At 70.0% G+C, this 16533-nt stretch carries 10 protein-coding genes and 1 pseudogene; 5 read left to right on the top strand and 6 right to left on the bottom strand.

What is annotated here, in order from left to right:
- Positions 1 to 54: 54 nt before the first annotated feature.
- The 3 genes and pseudogenes from SGCZBJ_RS09970 to SGCZBJ_RS09960 all read right to left on the bottom strand — a co-directional run bounded on the left by SGCZBJ_RS09970 (position 55) and on the right by SGCZBJ_RS09960 (position 6140).
- Positions 55 to 825: a hypothetical protein gene (locus tag SGCZBJ_RS09970; RefSeq protein ID WP_338065450.1), complete on the bottom strand. Its 771-nt coding sequence runs from the start codon at positions 823 to 825 to the stop codon at positions 55 to 57.
- A 53-nt stretch (positions 826 to 878) separates the two neighbouring features.
- Positions 879 to 3449: pseudogene (locus SGCZBJ_RS09965) on the bottom strand (TonB-dependent receptor); the annotation flags it as partial.
- 360 nt (positions 3450 to 3809) lie between these two features.
- Positions 3810 to 6140, bottom strand: coding sequence for a TonB-dependent siderophore receptor (locus tag SGCZBJ_RS09960; protein ID WP_101717842.1), 2331 nt, complete (start codon positions 6138 to 6140; stop codon positions 3810 to 3812).
- Positions 6141 to 6232: 92 nt separating this feature from the next.
- Here SGCZBJ_RS09960 and SGCZBJ_RS09955 point away from each other — a divergent pair, with 92 nt between their 5' ends.
- Genes SGCZBJ_RS09955 through SGCZBJ_RS09945 form a run of 3 tightly spaced genes read left to right on the top strand, consistent with a single transcriptional unit; the run spans position 6233 to position 8473 of the window.
- Complete coding sequence (locus SGCZBJ_RS09955; RefSeq protein WP_133149224.1) at positions 6233 to 6541, top strand: iron transporter; 309 nt, start codon at positions 6233 to 6235, stop codon at positions 6539 to 6541.
- Positions 6538 to 8166: a PepSY-associated TM helix domain-containing protein gene (locus tag SGCZBJ_RS09950; RefSeq protein WP_205685360.1), complete on the top strand. Its 1629-nt coding sequence runs from the start codon at positions 6538 to 6540 to the stop codon at positions 8164 to 8166. The genes SGCZBJ_RS09955 and SGCZBJ_RS09950 overlap by 4 nt, the downstream gene beginning before the upstream one ends.
- Entirely contained in the window at positions 8156 to 8473 is a 318-nt protein-coding gene (locus SGCZBJ_RS09945) for a DUF3325 domain-containing protein (protein WP_101717839.1), read from the top strand. The genes SGCZBJ_RS09950 and SGCZBJ_RS09945 overlap by 11 nt, the downstream gene beginning before the upstream one ends.
- Before the next feature lie 8 nt (positions 8474 to 8481).
- Here SGCZBJ_RS09945 and SGCZBJ_RS09940 read toward each other — a convergent pair whose 3' ends face one another.
- The 3 genes from SGCZBJ_RS09940 to SGCZBJ_RS09930 are packed head-to-tail and all read right to left on the bottom strand — an operon-like array spanning position 8482 to position 12588.
- Complete coding sequence (locus tag SGCZBJ_RS09940) at positions 8482 to 11055, bottom strand: TonB-dependent receptor (protein WP_101717838.1); 2574 nt, start codon at positions 11053 to 11055, stop codon at positions 8482 to 8484.
- A complete protein-coding gene (locus tag SGCZBJ_RS09935; protein ID WP_101717837.1) occupies positions 11039 to 12052 on the bottom strand; it encodes a FecR family protein in 1014 nt (337 codons plus the stop codon). Before SGCZBJ_RS09935 ends, SGCZBJ_RS09940 begins: the two co-directional genes overlap by 17 nt.
- On the bottom strand, positions 12049 to 12588 hold the full coding sequence (locus tag SGCZBJ_RS09930) for an RNA polymerase sigma factor (protein WP_133149223.1): 540 nt from the start codon (positions 12586 to 12588) through the stop codon (positions 12049 to 12051). The genes SGCZBJ_RS09935 and SGCZBJ_RS09930 overlap by 4 nt, the downstream gene beginning before the upstream one ends.
- 247 nt (positions 12589 to 12835) lie before the next feature.
- Between SGCZBJ_RS09930 and SGCZBJ_RS09925 the strand changes: the two genes are divergently transcribed.
- Entirely contained in the window at positions 12836 to 15121 is a 2286-nt protein-coding gene (locus SGCZBJ_RS09925) for a TonB-dependent receptor (protein ID WP_101717933.1), read from the top strand.
- A gap of 29 nt (positions 15122 to 15150) precedes the next feature.
- Positions 15151 to 16494, top strand: coding sequence for a M20/M25/M40 family metallo-hydrolase (locus SGCZBJ_RS09920; RefSeq protein WP_101717835.1), 1344 nt, complete (start codon positions 15151 to 15153; stop codon positions 16492 to 16494).
- Positions 16495 to 16533 lie beyond the last annotated feature (39 nt).

Here is a 16533-nt window from a genome sequence, read left to right as displayed (position 1 = left end):
TCGCAAGGCGTCGGGGTCCCTTAGGTGTTCATAGATGCGAATTGATCTCAGGAACTACTTCGAAAGCGGAACCCGCATGGCAAGGACCTCGCGGCTGCGGCGGGTGATGCCGTAGAGCATCCCCTTGTCGCTTTCGTCCCAGTCGATGGCCTGGCCCTCGGCCTCCATGCCGATGGTGTCGAGGTGGTCGAGCACCCCGCCCCCCATCGGCAGCTGCATGACGTAGAGCTCAGGCAGGTCGTGGCCGCTGAGATAGAGGCGGCCGTCCGGGCCCCAGCCGCCGCCGGAGATGCTCATCGGCTTGATCTTCTCCAGCACGCTGACCGGCAGCGCCCAGGCTTCCGTGCGCCGCCACTCGTCGTCGAACTTGACCAGCGTGGTGTGGCGGTGGTCGCGCGGAGGCTCGCCGCCCTTGGCGTCGTAGTTGGCGAACATCGCCCACCAGGCGCCGTCATGGCGGTCGACCCAGGTGATCGAACCCGTGCCCAGGCCCAGCGAGATGCTGCGCTTGTGGGCCAGGGTCATCGGATCGAAGACCTCGACCGTGCTGACCTGGGGCGTGGCGGGGAAGTTGGAGCTGGCGCAGACCAGCTCCCTGGCGATCACCGCGCACGAATTGATGTGCGGGAAGCGGGCCTTGTCGCCGGTCCACTCGGCGCGCCTCTCGCCGGTCTTCTTGTCGAAGCGGACGATGCGCCAGTTGCTGACCGAGTAGATGTCGCTGGGTCCAGCGGCGGCGCCCTGGCTGGCGCCGGCGTCGTAGCGGCGGACGGTTTCGGCCTTCCGGGTCGGCGCCGCGGAAGCCGCGGGGGCCTCCGCCTGCATGGCCAGGGCCGCGATGAGTTCCAGGATCATGATCGGTCTCCCTGCCCCCTATCCTAGAAGCTGACCGCCGCGCCGACCCAGTAGGTGCGGCCGTAATTGGCCCACTCCTGCAGGTAGCCGCGACCCGGGCCGGTGACTTCCTGGCGGCCGGTGTTGGAGAGGTTCTGGCCCTCGACGAAGACAGTGTAGTGGTCGGCGAAGCGCCAGGACAGGCTGGCGTCGAACACGTGGCGGCCCTTCCAGTACTGGTCGGAATTGGGGTTGGCGTCGTTGATCGTCTCCAGCTGGCCGCCGATGTAGTTGTGCGAGATCCGGGCCTCGAACGGGCCGCGCTGGTAGTAGATCGACTCGTTGGTGGTGATCTCGGGCTGCTGGAACAGGCCGGTGACGCGCCGGCCGGCCGAGGTCAGGAAGGTGAACTCGGTGTCCAGCCAGGTGACGTTGCCGTTGAAGCCGAAGCCGTCGAACGGCGCGGGCAGGAAGGTGAAGGCCTGCTGCACGGCGAACTCGACGCCGTTGATCTTGGCCGTCTCGGCGTTGCGCGGGGTCGAGACCAGCACGGTCTCGGGACCACGGCCCACATCGAGGGTCTCGGTCGAGCTCAGCGTGAAGATCTCGTTCTTGATGTCCTTGCTGAACACCGCCAGCGAGACCATGCCGTCGGTCGGATAGAACTCGACCGACAGGTCCAGCCCCTTGCTCTCGCGCGCCTTCAGGCCGGGATTGCCGCGCGACAGGGTCGGCTGGCTGCCGTCGAAGTTCAGGGTCTCGGTGGCGGCCAGCGAGCCGTAGTCCGGGCGGCCGATGGTGTTGGTCCAGGCGGCGCGGACGATCCAGTTGTCGGCCGGCTTCCACTGCACGTGCAGGCTGGGCAGCCAGTTGTCGTAGGCGCCGTCGTTGCTGGTCGGGGTCAGCACGCCGCCGGTGTTGCGGATGGCGCTGGACGAGACCTTGGTGTGCTCGTAGCGCAGGCCGCCCAGCAGGGTGACGTCGCCGAACTGGTAGCTGGCCTGGGCGTAGCCGGCGTAGATGTCCTCGTCGACGCCGTAGTTGCCCGTCGGCGCGGTGACGGTGGTGGTGAAACGGTCGCGGTTGGCCTTGAAGAAGGCCATCGCCTCGGCCGCGCCGATGCGCGGGTTCAGGCGATAGCGGCCGGCGATCAGCTGGTCAGGACCGGCGGTGTCGACCTCGGCCAGGGTGTAGGTGAAGCCCGTCCCGGCGCGGTAGTTGACCTGGCTGCTGGTGAAGTCGCGCTTGGTCGAGCGCAGCACGCCGCCGACCTTGGCCTTCCAGGCGCCGTCGTCGTCGAAGGCCAGGTTGAAGCGGGCCTGGCTGGTCTTCTCGTCGGTCTTGGTCAGGGCGTCGCGGTGCTGCTGCAGCACGTAGTTGGCCGGGTTGCGCATCGCCGCCTCGTTGGTCGAGGTGAAGATGGGGAACAGCGGGTTGGTGGTGTCGTAGGTGAAGCCGTAGTTGGCGCCCTGGGCGTCGACGGTGCGGAACTCGACCGAGTGGTTGGGCACCTCCAGGCCGGCCTGCGAGTAGACGAGGTCGCCGTCGAGCTTCCACTGCGGCGCGAAGCTCCAGGCAAAGCCCGTGCGGGCCATGCCGATCTCGCGCTTGGTGATCGGCTGGTTCAGCTGGATGATGCCGCGGCCGCGGGCGAAGCTGCCGCTGGTGGCGGTCTGGCCCGCGACGTTGCCGAGCGGCTCGATGCGGTACTCGATGCGCTCCTCGTCGTCCTCCATGCGCGAGAACAGGGCCGAGGCCTCCCAGCGGAAGTCGTCGTTCGGGCGGTACTCGATCTTGCCGTTCAAACCGCTGCGCTGCTTGGTGTTGTTGTACCAGAACAGGCGAAGCTGGGTCGGCACCTGGATGCCGTTGCCGGTGGCCGCGCCCGACAGCACCGGCGCGCCTGCGGCGGTGTATTCGCGCACGCTGGGATCGGCGGCCTCGACCTGCGGGATGTCGTAGTCGAGCTGCTCGTGCGAGGCGCCGATGACCACGCCCCACTGGTCTTCCGAACCGAAGGTGCGGCCGGCGGCGAAGGCCAGGCGGTAGGACGGCTTGTCGTTGCGCACGTCGCCGTGGCGTTCGTAACTGCCGTACGAGGCCATGCCGTTGAAGAACGGCCGGCCCGCGTCGAAGGCGCTGCGGGTGGTGACGTTGATGACGCCGCCGATGGCGTTGCCGTCGTTCTCGGGCGTCACGGTCTTGATGACTTCCAGCCGGCCGGCCATCACCGAGGGCACGATGTCCATCGGCACGGTGCGGCCGCTCTCGTCGACCGAGGCGACCAGGGCGCCGTCGATGGTGGTGCGGTTGTAGGTCGAGCGCAGGCCGCGGATGACCGGGAAGCGCGGCTCGCCCTGGTCTTCCATCACCGAAATGCCGGGAATGCGGCGCAGGGCGGCGGCGGTGTTGTGGTCGGGCAGCTTGCCGATGTCGTCGGCCGAGACGACGTCGGACACCACGAAGGCGTCGCGCTTGACGGCGATGGCGGCGCGCTGGGCCTCGCGCTGGCCGGTGACGATGACCTCCTCGACGGCGTCGGGCGCCTCGTCCTCGGCGGCGTGGGCGAGCAGCGGCGCCGACAGGGCGCTGGTGGCGAGCAGGCCGGCGATCAGGCGGCTGGCGGCGAACGGCTTGGACATGTGGACCCCTCTGGCAAACGCGAGGGGCGCTTAGGGCGACGCCGTGACAGGGGCGCTACATTTGGATGTCAGCCAGCAACACGAAAGACGACGGTGCGATGACGACGTACGCCTTGGTCGCTTGGAAACCGCTTTCCGTAAGGGTCACATGACGGCGAAAAGGCCGGCGCCCGCCTATCGCGGCCTCAGCCCATTTTTTGCCGTGACCAGGCATCCCGCCAATCGACGCGCAACCTATTCGCGCCTTCAGGTGAATAACGCTCAAGGGATGCGCGCGGGAATCGCGCCTCCGACGGTCGGCGAGGGCCAGCCAACGCCGGCCCTCGCGCCGCTTCACCAGCTGTAGCGCAGGGTCGCCGTCACCGTGCGGGCGGAACCGAAGTAGCAGCTGTTGTTGAACGGACAGGCCGAGATGTGGCGCTTGTCGAACAGGTTGGCGGCGTTCAGGGCCGCTTCCCAGCCCTTCAACTCGGTCTTGGCCACGCCCAGGTCATAGCCGACTAGGGCGTCGACCAGGATGAAGCCGTCGGTGTGGAAGCGCTGGAAGGTGGTGACGTTGTTGATCACCGCATAGCTCGTCGTGCCGTCCGAACCGCCAACATAGCGCAGGCCGCCGCCCAGGCGCAGGCCCGCCGCCGGACCCGTCGCCCGGCCGGCGCGGCCCAGGTCGTAGGAGATGAAGGTCGATGCGCCCCACTCCGGCACGCCCAGCTGGCGCGTGCCCGTGGTGGTCGGCGTGCCGCTGTTGGTGGCGGTGGCCGCGATGGCCGGCGCGCCCTGGGTGATGATCGCGTCGGTGTAGCTGAGCGCCGCCACCACGTTGAGGCCGCGCGAGACCTCGCCCCGGCCTTCCAGCTCGACGCCGCGCACGCGGACCTCGCCGATCTGGATCTGCGAATTGGCCGGGATGCCGTTCGTGCCGGCCTGCGGATCGGCGACCGGAACCTTGCGGCGCTCCAGCTGGTAGGCCGACAGGGTGAACAGCGCCGACGTGCCCTTGGGCTGGTACTTCAGGCCGCCCTCGAGCTGGCGGCCGGTGACGGGCACGAAGGCCTCGCCCTGCCAGGTCGTGCCGGCCTGGGGCTCGAAGGATTCCGAATAGCTGACATAGGAAGCCAGGCCCGCGCCCAGGTCGTAGAGCCCGCCCAGGCGCATGGTGAAGGCCTTCTGCTCCAGCGTGTTGGAGGTGTTGTTCTTCTTGTTGTCGGTGACCTGCTCGTACCAGTCGTAGCGGCCGCTGGCGATCAGTTGCAGACGGCCGATGGTCATCTGGTCCTGTGCGTAGAGGCCCTTCTGCTCGCGGCGGCTGTAGGTGTTCACATAGGCCGACGACAGGACGGTCAGGTCCATGCTGGGCAGCGTGCCGCCATAGGTCGGCGCGAACAGCGACAGGTTGGGAATGCTGGTCAGCGGATTGCTGCTCTGGCCGGTGTTGAACTGCTGGACGTTCTCGCCGGTGATCTTCTGGTAGTCGAAGCCGGCCAGCACCTGGTGCTTGACCGCGCCGGTCTCGAAGCGGGCGCTGACCTGGTTGTCGAGGGTCAGGGTGTCGAAGTCCTCGTCGGCGCCGCCGCCGCCCCGGATGATCGTCGAATAGTCGCTGTTGCGGGCCGCGCCCACGCCCGTGGTGGCGAAGCCGCCCACATAGAGCTGGCGATAGGACAGCTTGTTGTTCTGGAAGCGGGCGTTCGAGCGGAAGGTCAGGTGCTCGTTGAAGTCGTGGCGGAAGAAGGCCGCTGCCGACCCGGCCTTGTGGTCGTAGCGCTCGTAGCCCGGATCGCCTGTGTTGATCTCGCGCGGCAGCTTGCCGAACGGATTGGGCAGCACCGAGCCATAGGCCGGAACGCCCGAATAGCCGCCGCCGCTGGGCGAGCGCTGGTAGGCGCCCACCAGGGTCAGGCTGGTGTCGGCCGTCGGCTCGAAGGTCACCATCGGGCTGACGTGATAGCGCTCGCTGAAGGCGCCGTCGGTCATGCCGTCGCCCTTCTGCCAGCCGGCCAGCACGCGGCCCAGCCACTTGCCCTGGCTGTCGAGCGGGGCGTTCACATCCACCGCCGCGCGGCGGGTGTCGAAGTTGCCCAGCTGGCCCTCGATGCGTCCGAAGCTGCCCTCCTCCGGCAGCTTGCTGGCCAGGTTCACGAGGCCGCCGGGCGTGGAGTTGCCGTAGAGCACCGAGGCCGGGCCCTTGACGATGTCGATGTGGTCGATGCGGTTGAAGTCGATCTGCGGCGTCGAATAGGGCCCGGCGATCAGGCGCATGCCGTCCAGGAACACGCCCGGCGCGAAGCCGCGCACGACCAGCTGGTCATAGCGGGTGACCATGCCGCCGCGCTGGTTGGGCGAGACGCCGGCGACGAAGCCCAGGGCCTGGTTGATGGACTGCACGTTGCGGCGCGAAAGCTCGTCGCCGTCGATGACGGTGATGCTCTGGGGCGTCTCGATCAGGGCGGTCTCGGTCTTGGTGCCGGCGGCCGCGCGGCGCGCCTTCAGGCCAGTCACCTCGACCCGCTCGACGGTGTTGGAGTCGGTGTCAGCGTCCTCGGCCCATGCGGCGGTCGCCCCGATTCCCTGCAACGCCGCCGCGGCGGCGACTGTCACGGCCAGCCCTCGCAAGACCCCGGCGTTGGCGGTCGCGCCACGCGCGGTTTTGGAACGGATGACCATGAGGACTCCTCGTCAAGATTGTCGATAGGATTGATAATGAGTTGCAACTATCGAAAGGAGTTGTTAGGCGCAAGCCAACTTTCGGAGGTTGCGTGAACAACGATCGATCGGCGAAACAGGCGGCTGCATGGCCCGGCGTGGCGCGGATGACCGCCCGCGCCGTCACCGCCATGCTTGGCGGTTACGCGGCCGCCGCGGCCCTGGCTTCGCTGCTGGCCCGCCTGCTGTCGATCGCGCCCGCGGAGGCCTCGGCCTGGGGCATGATCCTGTCGTTCCTGGTCTTCGCGGGCCTTGCCCTGTGGGCCTTCCACGAGCGGCGACTGGCGATCGTGGCCGCGGTGCTGTGGGGCTCGGCGCTGGCCGCCGGCGCGGCGGTGGTGCTGCTGGGAGCCCGGGCGTGAACGTGCGCCCGTCCTTCCCCGCCCCTGCCCCGCCGGCTCGGGCCTTGCGCCAGTCGATGGCCTGGATCCACGCGTGGCTGGGCCTGCTGGCCGGCTGGATCCTGTTCGCGATGTTCCTGACCGGCACGGCCAGCTATTTCCGGCCCGAGATCACCCAGTGGATGCAGCCGGAGCTGCGCTCGACATCTGTCCCCGCCGAGCAGGCCGCCCAGGCGGCGATCGCCCACATGCAGGCGACCACGCCAAACGACCAGCAATGGTTCATCTACCTGCCCGACGACCGCACGGCCGTGACCCGGGTGTTCGCTCGCGCCAAGCCCAATCCCGAAAAGCCGCCGGCCCGTCGCCCCGAACTGAAGCTGGACCCGGCCACCGGCCAGTCGCTGGAGGCCCGCGACACGCGCGGCGGCGAGCACTTCTATCGCTTCCATTTCCAGCTCCAGCTGCCGCACCCGTGGGGACGCTGGCTGGCTGGGGTCTGCGCGATGTTCATGCTGGCGGCGATCATCTCGGGCGTGATCACCCACAAGCGGATCTTCGTGGACTTCTTCACCCTGCGCTGGCGCAAGGGCCAGCGCAGCTGGCTGGACGCGCACAACGCCTCGGCGGTGCTGGCCCTGCCCTTCCACGCCATGATCACCTACACCGGCCTGATCACGCTGGTGGCGATGTATATGCCCTGGCCGGTGAAGGCCAATTTCGACAAACCCGACGCCTTCACGGCCGCCGCCTATGGCGCGCCGGCCGAGGCCAAGGCCACGGGAACGCCCGCCCCGCTGCTGCCGGTCGGACCGATGATCCAGGCGGCCGGACGGGCCTGGAGCGGCGACGCCCCGCGCACCGTGGTCATCCGCAATCCGGGCGACACGGCCTCGACCGTCACCCTGCTGCGCGCCACCGGCGGTCGGCTGAACGCGCGGCCGGACTCGATCACCTTCTCCGGCGCGACGGGCCAGGAGCTGTCGCGCTCGCCCTCGCCCGGCCCGGCCATCGCCACGGCCGGCGTGATGCTGGGCCTGCACCTGGGCCATTTCGCCAGCCCCGCCCTGCGCTGGGTCTATTTCCTGCTCGGCCTGACCGGCGCGGCCATGGTCGGGACGGGCCTCGTCCTCTGGGTGGTCAAGCGCCGCAAGCCCAACGCCGCCCCGTTCTTCGGGCTGAAGCTGGTGGAGCGCCTGAACATCGGCGCCATCGCCTGCCTGCCCAGCGGCATGGCCGCCTACCTGCTGGCCAATCGCCTGATCCCCGCCGACCTGCCCGGCCGCGCGGAACTGGAGGTCAAGGCGATGTTCTGGACCTGGTTCGGCCTGGCCGTGGTCTCGCTGCAGCGCCCGGCTCGCCGCGCCTGGATCGAGACGCTGGGCCTGGCGACGCTGGCCTTCGCCGCCCTGCCGGTGGTCAACGCCGCGACCACCGACCGTGGGCTGGTCGCCAGCCTGCGCACCGGCGACTGGCTGTTCGCCGGCTTCGACCTGGCCATGCTGGCCATCGCCGCCCTGTGCGGCCTAGCCGCCTTCAAGGCCTCGCGCAAGCCGCAGCCGCCCAGTCAGAAGACGTCCGTCCGCGCGCCCGCGGCGGCCAGCCCCAAGCCGGCGCCGGCCAAGGAGAGCGTCGATGCCCTATGAAAGCGGCCTGATCAGCTTCGCGGCCTTCACCTGCCTGGCCCTGGCCATGAAGAAGCACCGGTCAGGGTTGGAGCCCCTGGTCCTGCCTTCGGAACGGGTGCTGCGCGTCCTGGGATGGTGCCTGCTGGCGCTGTCGGCCGCCGTGGCCGTCTTCCGGCTGGGACCGGCCTTGGGCGTCACCGTCTGGATCGGCCAGATGTGCGTGGCCGTGGCCCTGCTGGTGCTGCTGCTGTCATGGCGGCCGAAGGCGGCGACGGCCCTGGCGGGGGTCGGGCTGATCTGCGCGCCGTTCCTGGCCTTTCTATGATCGGCCGATCAGAACCGCCGCCGGACGGCGACCTCGACCGTGCGCGGCTCGCCATAGATCATCGAGGTGGCCGTCACCGCCGGCGTGATCGCCCCGCCGCCGGCCGCGTAGACCTCGTCGAAGAGGTTGCGCACGGCCAGCGTCAGGGTCAGGTCGTCGCGGCGAGGCGGTTGGACGGTGAGGCCCGCGCCGGCGACGGCGAACGCCTTCTGCATGCCGTTGCTGTCGTGGGCGCGCTCGACATAGCGCACCGGCCCGCTCTGGAAGAGGTCGCCCCAAAGGGTCCAGCGCCCCAGGCGATCATCGTCGAACAACCGCCAGTCGGCCGTCAGCCGCGCCGTATAGGGCGGTGAATAGGAAAATCGCAGGGAGTCAGGATCGGTCGGCGTCAGGCCGGCCAGCAGAGTCGGCACGGTCAGGGCGGTGAACCGCGCCTGCGTCAGCGTCGCCGAGGCCGACAGCGTCAGGCGCTGGGTCCACTGGCCCCGCCAGCCCAGCTCCAGGCCGCTGATCGTGGCCGAGCCGGCGTTGATGATCAGGTTGGGCGGGTCGTTGGCGGCGATGTCGTCGCCGTCGAAGTTCTCGGCCGGAAACAGGGCCCGCTGGATGTCGCGCGACCAGCCCCGGAACAGGGCCGCATCGACGCGATGGCGCCATTCGCCCGCGCCGCCGGCCCATTTGAGACCCAGCTCGACGTCGGTCAGGCTTTCAGGCGCATAGACCTGATAGGCCTCGAGCAGCGAACCGAAGTTGGGCGCGTTCACGCCGCCGGCCCGGTAGCCCCGACGGGTGACGGCGTAGACGGTAAGATTCGGCCGCCCGCGCCAGGTCAGCCCCAGGGTCCAGGTCGGCGCCGAGGACTGGGCGCGGCCGGCCTCGCCGCAGGCGGCCTCGGAGATATCGGCGGCCGGGGCGGCCACCCGCACCAGGCAGGCGCTGGAGACGTCGCGGGTATAGCGCAGGCCGGCCTCCAGTTCGAAGCCCGCGCCCAGCCGCCGCGTGGCGTCGAGGAAGCCGGCCAGGCTCTCGCCGCGTCGGTACTGGAACTCGACGCGGGCCGGGTTGGTCGGCGTGACCACGCTGGCCCACAGGGTGCGCTGCACGCCGACGGGCGCGGTCGACATGTAGAAAACACCCGCCTGCCAACCGCCGTCCTGACCGCCGCCGCTGGCCCGCACCTCCTGGGTGAACTGGCCCAGGTCGATGTGGCGGACGATCTGGTTGAGCGGCAGGGGCGAACCGTCGCTGTCCAGGGCGCTGTCGAGCACGCTGCGCCGATAGGCCGTGACCGAGCGCAGGTTCAGCCCGCCCTCGCGCCAGTCGAGCCGCAGGGTCGCCCCGTCGTTGCGACGATCCGAGCGTGGGGGAAGGTCGATGTCGGTGGCGCGGGTTCCGCGCGCTTTCTGGCGGGCCAGAGCGATGTCGATGTCGCAGCCGGCCACGCCGCAGTCGAAATAGGGCGCGGCCTGCGGCGTGCGACCATTGCCGCCGCCGGTGACGTCCGGCGGATTGGGATAGCTGCCCGACAGGATGGCGGCGCTGCCGGTCTCCCAGGCCCGGAACCCATCGAGCACCAGCAGGGCCGACAGTGGTCCGTCAGGCTTCCAGGCCAGGGACAGGCGCACGGCGGCCTGGTCGCGGTCGTCGAGGTCGCCGCCGGCGCCGAGGTTCTCGACCACGCCGTCGCGCTTGAGGCCGTAGGCGGCCAGGCGCACCGCCACCGGCGCACCGGCCTTGGTCAGGTCGGCGGCCGCCTCGATCTCGCGCAGGCGATAGGAGCCCGTCGCGGCGCGGACATAGGCGTCGCGTCCCGGCTCGTTGGTGTGGATCAGCAGCGCGCCGCCGGTGGTGTTGCGACCGAACAGAACGCCCTGCGGCCCTCGCAGCACCTGCACCTCCGACAGGTCGAACGACGGCAGGATCGAGCCGTTGTTGGGCAGCGGCGCCTCGTTGACATAGGTGATCACCGACAGCGCGGAGTCGCCCGCCGTGGCGCGACGCTGGCCGCGGATGACCAGGGTCGGCGTCTCGACCGAGACCTGGCCGGCGGCGGTGAGGCCCAGCGCCGCCTGCCGCAGCGCCAGTGTTCCGTCGCCGCCGAGGCGGTCGAGATCGGCGGCCGACACCGCCGCGACCGAGGCCGGCACGTCGATCAGCCGCTCCTCGCGGCGGCGGGCCTGGACCAGTACGGCGTCCAGCGGCTCGACGGCTTGCGACCTGGCGTCGGACTGGCGCGGATCGGGCGCTCGGACGGCGGATTTGGCGCCGGGCGCGGCGGCCGGGGTCAGGGCGAAGGCGCGGGGGCCGATGCGGCGCGCGGTCAGGCCGCTGCCTCGCAGCAGGCGCTTGAGGGCCTCCTCCGGCTCGGAGACGGCGCGGCCGCCGGGCGAACGCAGGCCCGCCACGGCCTGGGGCGCGAACAGCACGTCGACTCCCGTCTGGGCGGCGTAGGCCTGCAGCGCGCCTTCCAGCGGACCGGCCGGAACGTCGAAACGGAGGGGAGCCGCCAGCGCCGCCGGGGCCTGGGCCAGCAGCGCCACGGCCGCCAGGGCCGGCGCCGTGCAACTAGTCGGCCGTCGCACCGGTGTCCTTGGCCGGCGAAAGCACGATCGAGCCGTCGGCGGCCTCGCCGAGGGTCAGGCCGTGGATCACGGCGACGGCGCGGGCGAAGGCCAGGGGATCGTCGCCGCCGAAGGCGCCGCTGAGCTTGAGGTCCTTGGCCGAACCGCGCACGACGATCCGGCGCCCGCCTCGACGGTTGATCTCGTCGGCGGCGTCGGAAAGCGCATCGCCCTTCAACACCAGCCGGCCGTCGCGCCACGCCGTGGCGGCGGCGACGTCGGCCGACGAGACCGCCTCGCGTCCCTGCGCGTCCGCCGCCAGCACCTGGCCCGGCGCCAGCTCCACAGGCTGTTTCCCGCCGCTGACCCGCACCCGGCCACGCAGCAGCGCGACCTCATAGGTCTTGGCGGCCGGCGCCAGGTCGACCTCGAAAGCCGTACCGAGGGCGCGCACGACATGGCCGCCGCCGCTGACCTCGAACGGACGCGACGGATCGTGGGCGACGTCGAAGAAGGCTCGGCCGCCGGTGAGAGTGATGTCGCGCGAGCGGCGGTCGATGCGGGCGGTCAGCCGCGCGCCGCCGTCGAGCACCACGCGCGAGCCGTCGGCCAGGACCACGGCGCTGCGCTGTCCGGGCGCGGCGGCGAAGCTCTGTTCGGAGGCGCCCGCGCGCGTCCAGGCGAGACCGCCCAGCCCTGCCAGCACGGCGACGCCGGACAGGCCGGCCGCCATCAGCGCGAAACTTCGGCGTGAGTTGCGCGCCTTGCCCTGCGCAAAGGCTGCGCGAGCCTGAGCAAGCTCAAGATCGAGCCCGCCGGCGGCGACGGCGTCGTCGAGCGCCGCCTCGACCTCGGCCATGGCGGCATAGGCGGCGACATGCTCGGCGTCGGCTTCCAGCCAGGCGGTCAGCGCGGCTTCATCAGCGGCGCTCCAGCCTGGCGCGCGCCGGCGCTCGTGCCAGTCGACCGCGGCGTCGTAGACGTCAGCCTGGCCGTCATTGGCGGGAACCGGGCTCATGGACGGCGAACCCGTCGGGTCAGATGGGCCATGGCCCTGCGCACGTCCTTCTCCACGGTGCTGATCGACACCCCCAGGGCGTCGGCGATGGCCTGATGCCTCAGGCCGTCGATCCGGTAAAGCAGGAACACGTGACGGGTCCGTTCGGGCAGGTCGGCCAGGGCCTGGCGAACCTGAGTCAGGGTTTCCCGATCGATCAGGGTCTGTTCGGGCGTCGCCGGAACCTGGGCGGCGGCGTCGTCCTCGATCTCGGGCGCGGCCAGGCGGCGCACCTGCTGGCGGCGGGCGCGGTCGCGGATCAGGTTGGCAGCGGTCTGGAAGAGGTAGGAATCCAGCCGCTCGACGCCCTCGTCGGGCGGGCGGCGGGCGAAGCGCAGGAAGACCTCGTGCACCAGGTCGTCGACATCGGCCCCGCCGCCTATGCGCAGGGCGATGAAGCGACGCAGCATGCCCTCATGCCGGCGCACGACCTCGTCGATACCGCCCGGCCGAAGCTCGGCCATCGCCGCCTGACTGAACGCGGACTGTCCGGACACCTCGCTCTCCCGCTCTGGGGCCGGGCTATTCGAACTTGGCCGCCAGACGATGGCGGAACCGGCGCCGAGACCGGCGTTTTGGCTGCATCGCCGCTCATTTGATCAGCATGCGCCCAATTTGCGCGCAGCTTGACCAGGCGCGCACAAGGCGGGCCGGAGGCGAAAAAAGTCGTAAGGGCGATCTCCCCTCGCCCGTCTTGCGGCCCGGAACCGAGCTTCTGGCCGGTCCTCAACGAAGGGGATGAACTTGAACCGCACTGCCTTCCGCACCTTCCGCCGCGCGGCCCTGGCCACCAGCGCCCTCGCCGCCCTGGCCGCCGCCAGCGCCCACGCCCAGGAGGCCCCGGACGCCGCCGTCGACGAGATCATCGTCACCGCGCTTAAGCGCTCGACCAGCCTGCAGGACACCCCGCTCAGCATCTCGGCGGTCGGCGAGGCCCAGCTCAGCCGGATCGGCGCCACGGGCATCAACGACTATTTCCGCCAGGTGCCGAACCTGTCGCTGGACGGCGGCACCCCGTCGAACCGCCGCATCACCCTGCGCGGCGTGCGCAGCGCCGGCGAGGCCACCACGGGCCTCTATTACGACGAAACCCCGCTGACCGGCCCGACCGGCACCACCCAAGACGCCGGCTCGACCACGCCGGACATCAACCTGTTCGACGTCGAGCGCGTCGAGGTGCTGCGCGGCCCGCAAGGCACGCTGTACGGCTCCGGCTCGATGGGCGGCACCCTGCGGGTGATCTTCAACAAGGCCGACACCAACGAATACGCCGGCGCGATCGAGGCGCAGGCGACCACCACCAAGAACGGCGAAGGCGGCTACTACGGCAAGGGCATGGTCAACGTGCCTCTGGTCGAGGACAAGCTGGGCGCGCGCCTGGTGCTGTATCGCGAACAGCGCGGCGGCTATGTCGACAGCGTTCCGCTGAACAAGCAGGACATCAACGGCTCGACCGCCAGCGGCGGCCGCCTGATGCTGACCTACACCCCCACCGAGAACCTGACGATCCGCACCACGGCGGCCCTGCAGAACGAGGAAGTCGACGGCCAGGCCAGCTGGTCGGCCGCCGCCGGCCGCTACAAGTCCGACCGCAAGACGATCGCCCAGAGCAACTCCAAGCTGGCGCTCTACAACGTCACCGCCGAGTGGAACCTGGACTTCGCGACGCTGACGGCGACGTCGTCCTACTACAAGTGGAAGATGCTGCGGAACAGCGACTGGACCAACAACATCGCCAACAACCGCGCCAGCAGCGCCGCCTGCGGCCGCTATTTCGGCCTGTCGGGCACAACCTGCTCCAGCGCCCAGTTGTCGCAATACACCGCCTGGGCGGACTCGCGCGGCCCGGCCGTCTCGTGGCAGCCGATGAGCCTGGAGACCTGGACCCATGAGCTGCGCGCCAGCGGCAGCCTGCTGGAGGACAAGCTCGATTGGACCGGCGGCGTCTACTACGAGACCCGCAAGGACCATGTCGACAGCATCCAGACCCGCGCCGACGCCACGACCGGCATGGCCATCCAGCCGTTCGACGCCCTGGGCGCGCGCTACATCGACAACGACGTCAAGCAGACCGCCTTCTTCGGCGAGCTTTCGTACCATGTCACCGACGCCCTGACGGTGACCGGCGGCGCCCGTCGCTTCGACTATGACAAGACCGTCTCGGGCGCGGTGACCATCGGCAACGTCATCTCCAACTCGCCGGTCACCGCCTTCAGCCAGGTCGACGCCAGCGCCAAGGGCTGGGTGCAGCGCGTCAACGTCAACTACGAGGTCAGCAAGTCGCTGATGGTCTACGCCCAGGCCTCGAAGGGCTTCCGTCCCGGCGGCGCCAACAACATCCCGGGCCTGACCACGGGCCTGGTGGCCTTCGCGCCCGACAGCCTGTGGAACTACGAGGCGGGCGTGAAGAGCGACTGGTTCGACCGTCGCCTGACCGTGAACCTGTCGGCCTACCAGATCGACTGGGACAACATCCAGGTGCAGGCCCAGGCGAACGTCGGCGCGAACTTCTTCATCATCACCAACGCCGGCGCGGCCCGCATCCGGGGCTTCGAGCTGGAAACCACCCTGCGCCCGATGACCGGCCTGACGCTCAGCAGCGCCATCGGCGTTTCCGACGCCAAGCTGACCGAGGACATGACCAACTCGTCGGTGACCGTGTCGGGCTCGACGGGCCTGGCCGGCGACCGCCTGCCGTTCGTGCCCAAGTTCAGCGGCTCGGTGAACGCCGACTACACCTGGCCGATCGGCGAGGGCCTCAACGGCCTCGTGCACCTGGACGCCAGTTACACCGGCAAGACCGCATCGCAGTTCCGCCCCAGCTACGTCTACTACGAGAAGGTCCCGTCCTACGCGGTGGTCGGCGCGCGCGTCGGCGTCGAGGGCGAAGGCTGGGGCGCCTACGCCTTCGCCCAGAACCTGACCAACTCGATGGGCCCGGTCTCGATCACCTCGGCCGCCGGGGCCCTGGACCAGGTGGTCAGCCTGACGCCGCGCACGCTGGGCGTGATGGTCCGCCGCACTTTCTGATCCCGCTCATTCAGTACAGAGATTATCGCATGAAAACCCGCATCGCTTCGGCGGCCCTGGCCGCCCTCCTCTGCGCCGTCGCAGCCCCCGCCCTGGCCCAGGAGGCCGCCAAACCCGCCGCGCAGGTCGACTTTGGCAACGTGCGCCCGCCGCAGCCGACCTCGCCCTACACCAAGCAGGCCAAGGCCTTGATGACGTCCAAGGCCTTCAAGGCGGCCAAGGCGACCCTGGCCGCCGGCTACGAGCAGACGGTCGAGGACATCGTCACCCTGACCGAGATCCCCGCCCCGCCCTTCGGCGAGGCCGAGAAGGGCAAGGCCTATCTCGCCATGCTCGCCAAGGAAGGCCTGACCGACCTCGACACCGACGCGGCCGGCAACGTCATGGGCCTGCGCAAGGGCACGGGCGGCGGCGGCCTGCTGGTGGTGGCCGCCCACCTCGACACCGTGTTCCCGGCCAGCACCGACGTGAAGGTGCGCCGCGACGGCGACAAGCTCTACGCTCCCGGCATCGGCGACGACACCGTGGGCCTGGGCTCGATCCTGGCCATCCTGCGCGCCATCAACGCCGCCGGCATCCAGACCAAGAGCGACATCCTGTTCGTCGGCGACGTGGGCGAGGAAGGCCCCGGCGACCTGCGCGGCATGAAGGAGCTGTTCTTCAAGGGCAAGTACAAGGACAAGATCGACGCCTTCATCTCGCTGGAGCCCAGCGGCCCCACCGTGATCGTCAACGGCGGCGTCGGCTCCAAGCGCTACAAGACCACCTTCAAGGGCCCGGGCGGCCACAGCATGGGCGACTTCGGCACGGTCAACCCGGCCTTCGCCCTGGCCGACGCCGCCCGCCAGTTCGGCGAACTGAAGGTCCCCAGCGACCCGCGCACGGTCTACAACATCGGCCTGCTGGAGGGCGGCACCTCGGTCAACTCGATCCCCTTCGCGGTGTCGATGACCGTCGACATGCGCTCGTCTGGCAAGGCCGAGCTGAAGGCCGTCGAGGACGCCTACCTGGCCATCCTGCCCAAGGCCGTCGAGGCCGAGAACGCCGCCCGCTCGACCAAGCGCGGCGTGATCAGCCTGGACAACAAGATGGTCGGCGACCGCCCGGTGGGCGAGACCCCGGCCAACTCGCCGTTCGTGCAGCAGCTGGCCGCCGTCGGCGACGCGCTGGGCAAGCCCATGGGCTATGTGGCCGGCTCGACAGACGCCAACATCCCCATGAGCCTGGGCAAGCCGGCGGTGACGCTGGGCGCCGGCTTCGTGACCTTCCGCGGCCACTCGCTGGAGGAAGGCATGGAGGTCAACAAGGCCCGCGACGTCGAGAGCATCGCCGTCACCATGGCGCAGATCCTGATGGTCGCCGGCGCCAAGTAGAGGCCCGGAAACAAGAAAGAGGGCGCGATCGGCGCCCTC

The sequence above is a fragment of the Caulobacter zeae genome, from assembly GCF_002858925.1.
In the GTDB taxonomy this organism is placed as follows: domain Bacteria; phylum Pseudomonadota; class Alphaproteobacteria; order Caulobacterales; family Caulobacteraceae; genus Caulobacter; species Caulobacter zeae.
The sequence above is the reverse complement of the archived record's forward strand: the minus strand, read 5'-3'. Positions and strand labels throughout refer to the sequence as shown.

Excerpts from the sequence above, each read along its gene's own strand:
- SGCZBJ_RS09935 (WP_101717837.1), bottom strand. The coding sequence starts at position 12,052 with ATGAGCCCGGTTCCCGCCAATGACGGCCAGGCTGACGTCTACGACGCC.
- SGCZBJ_RS09970 (WP_338065450.1), bottom strand. The coding sequence starts at position 825 with ATGCAGGCGGAGGCCCCCGCGGCTTCCGCGGCGCCGACCCGGAAGGCC.
- SGCZBJ_RS09960 (WP_101717842.1), bottom strand. The coding sequence starts at position 6,140 with ATGGTCATCCGTTCCAAAACCGCGCGTGGCGCGACCGCCAACGCCGGG.
- SGCZBJ_RS09920 (WP_101717835.1), top strand. The coding sequence starts at position 15,151 with ATGAAAACCCGCATCGCTTCGGCGGCCCTGGCCGCCCTCCTCTGCGCC.
- SGCZBJ_RS09945 (WP_101717839.1), top strand. The coding sequence starts at position 8,156 with ATGCCCTATGAAAGCGGCCTGATCAGCTTCGCGGCCTTCACCTGCCTG.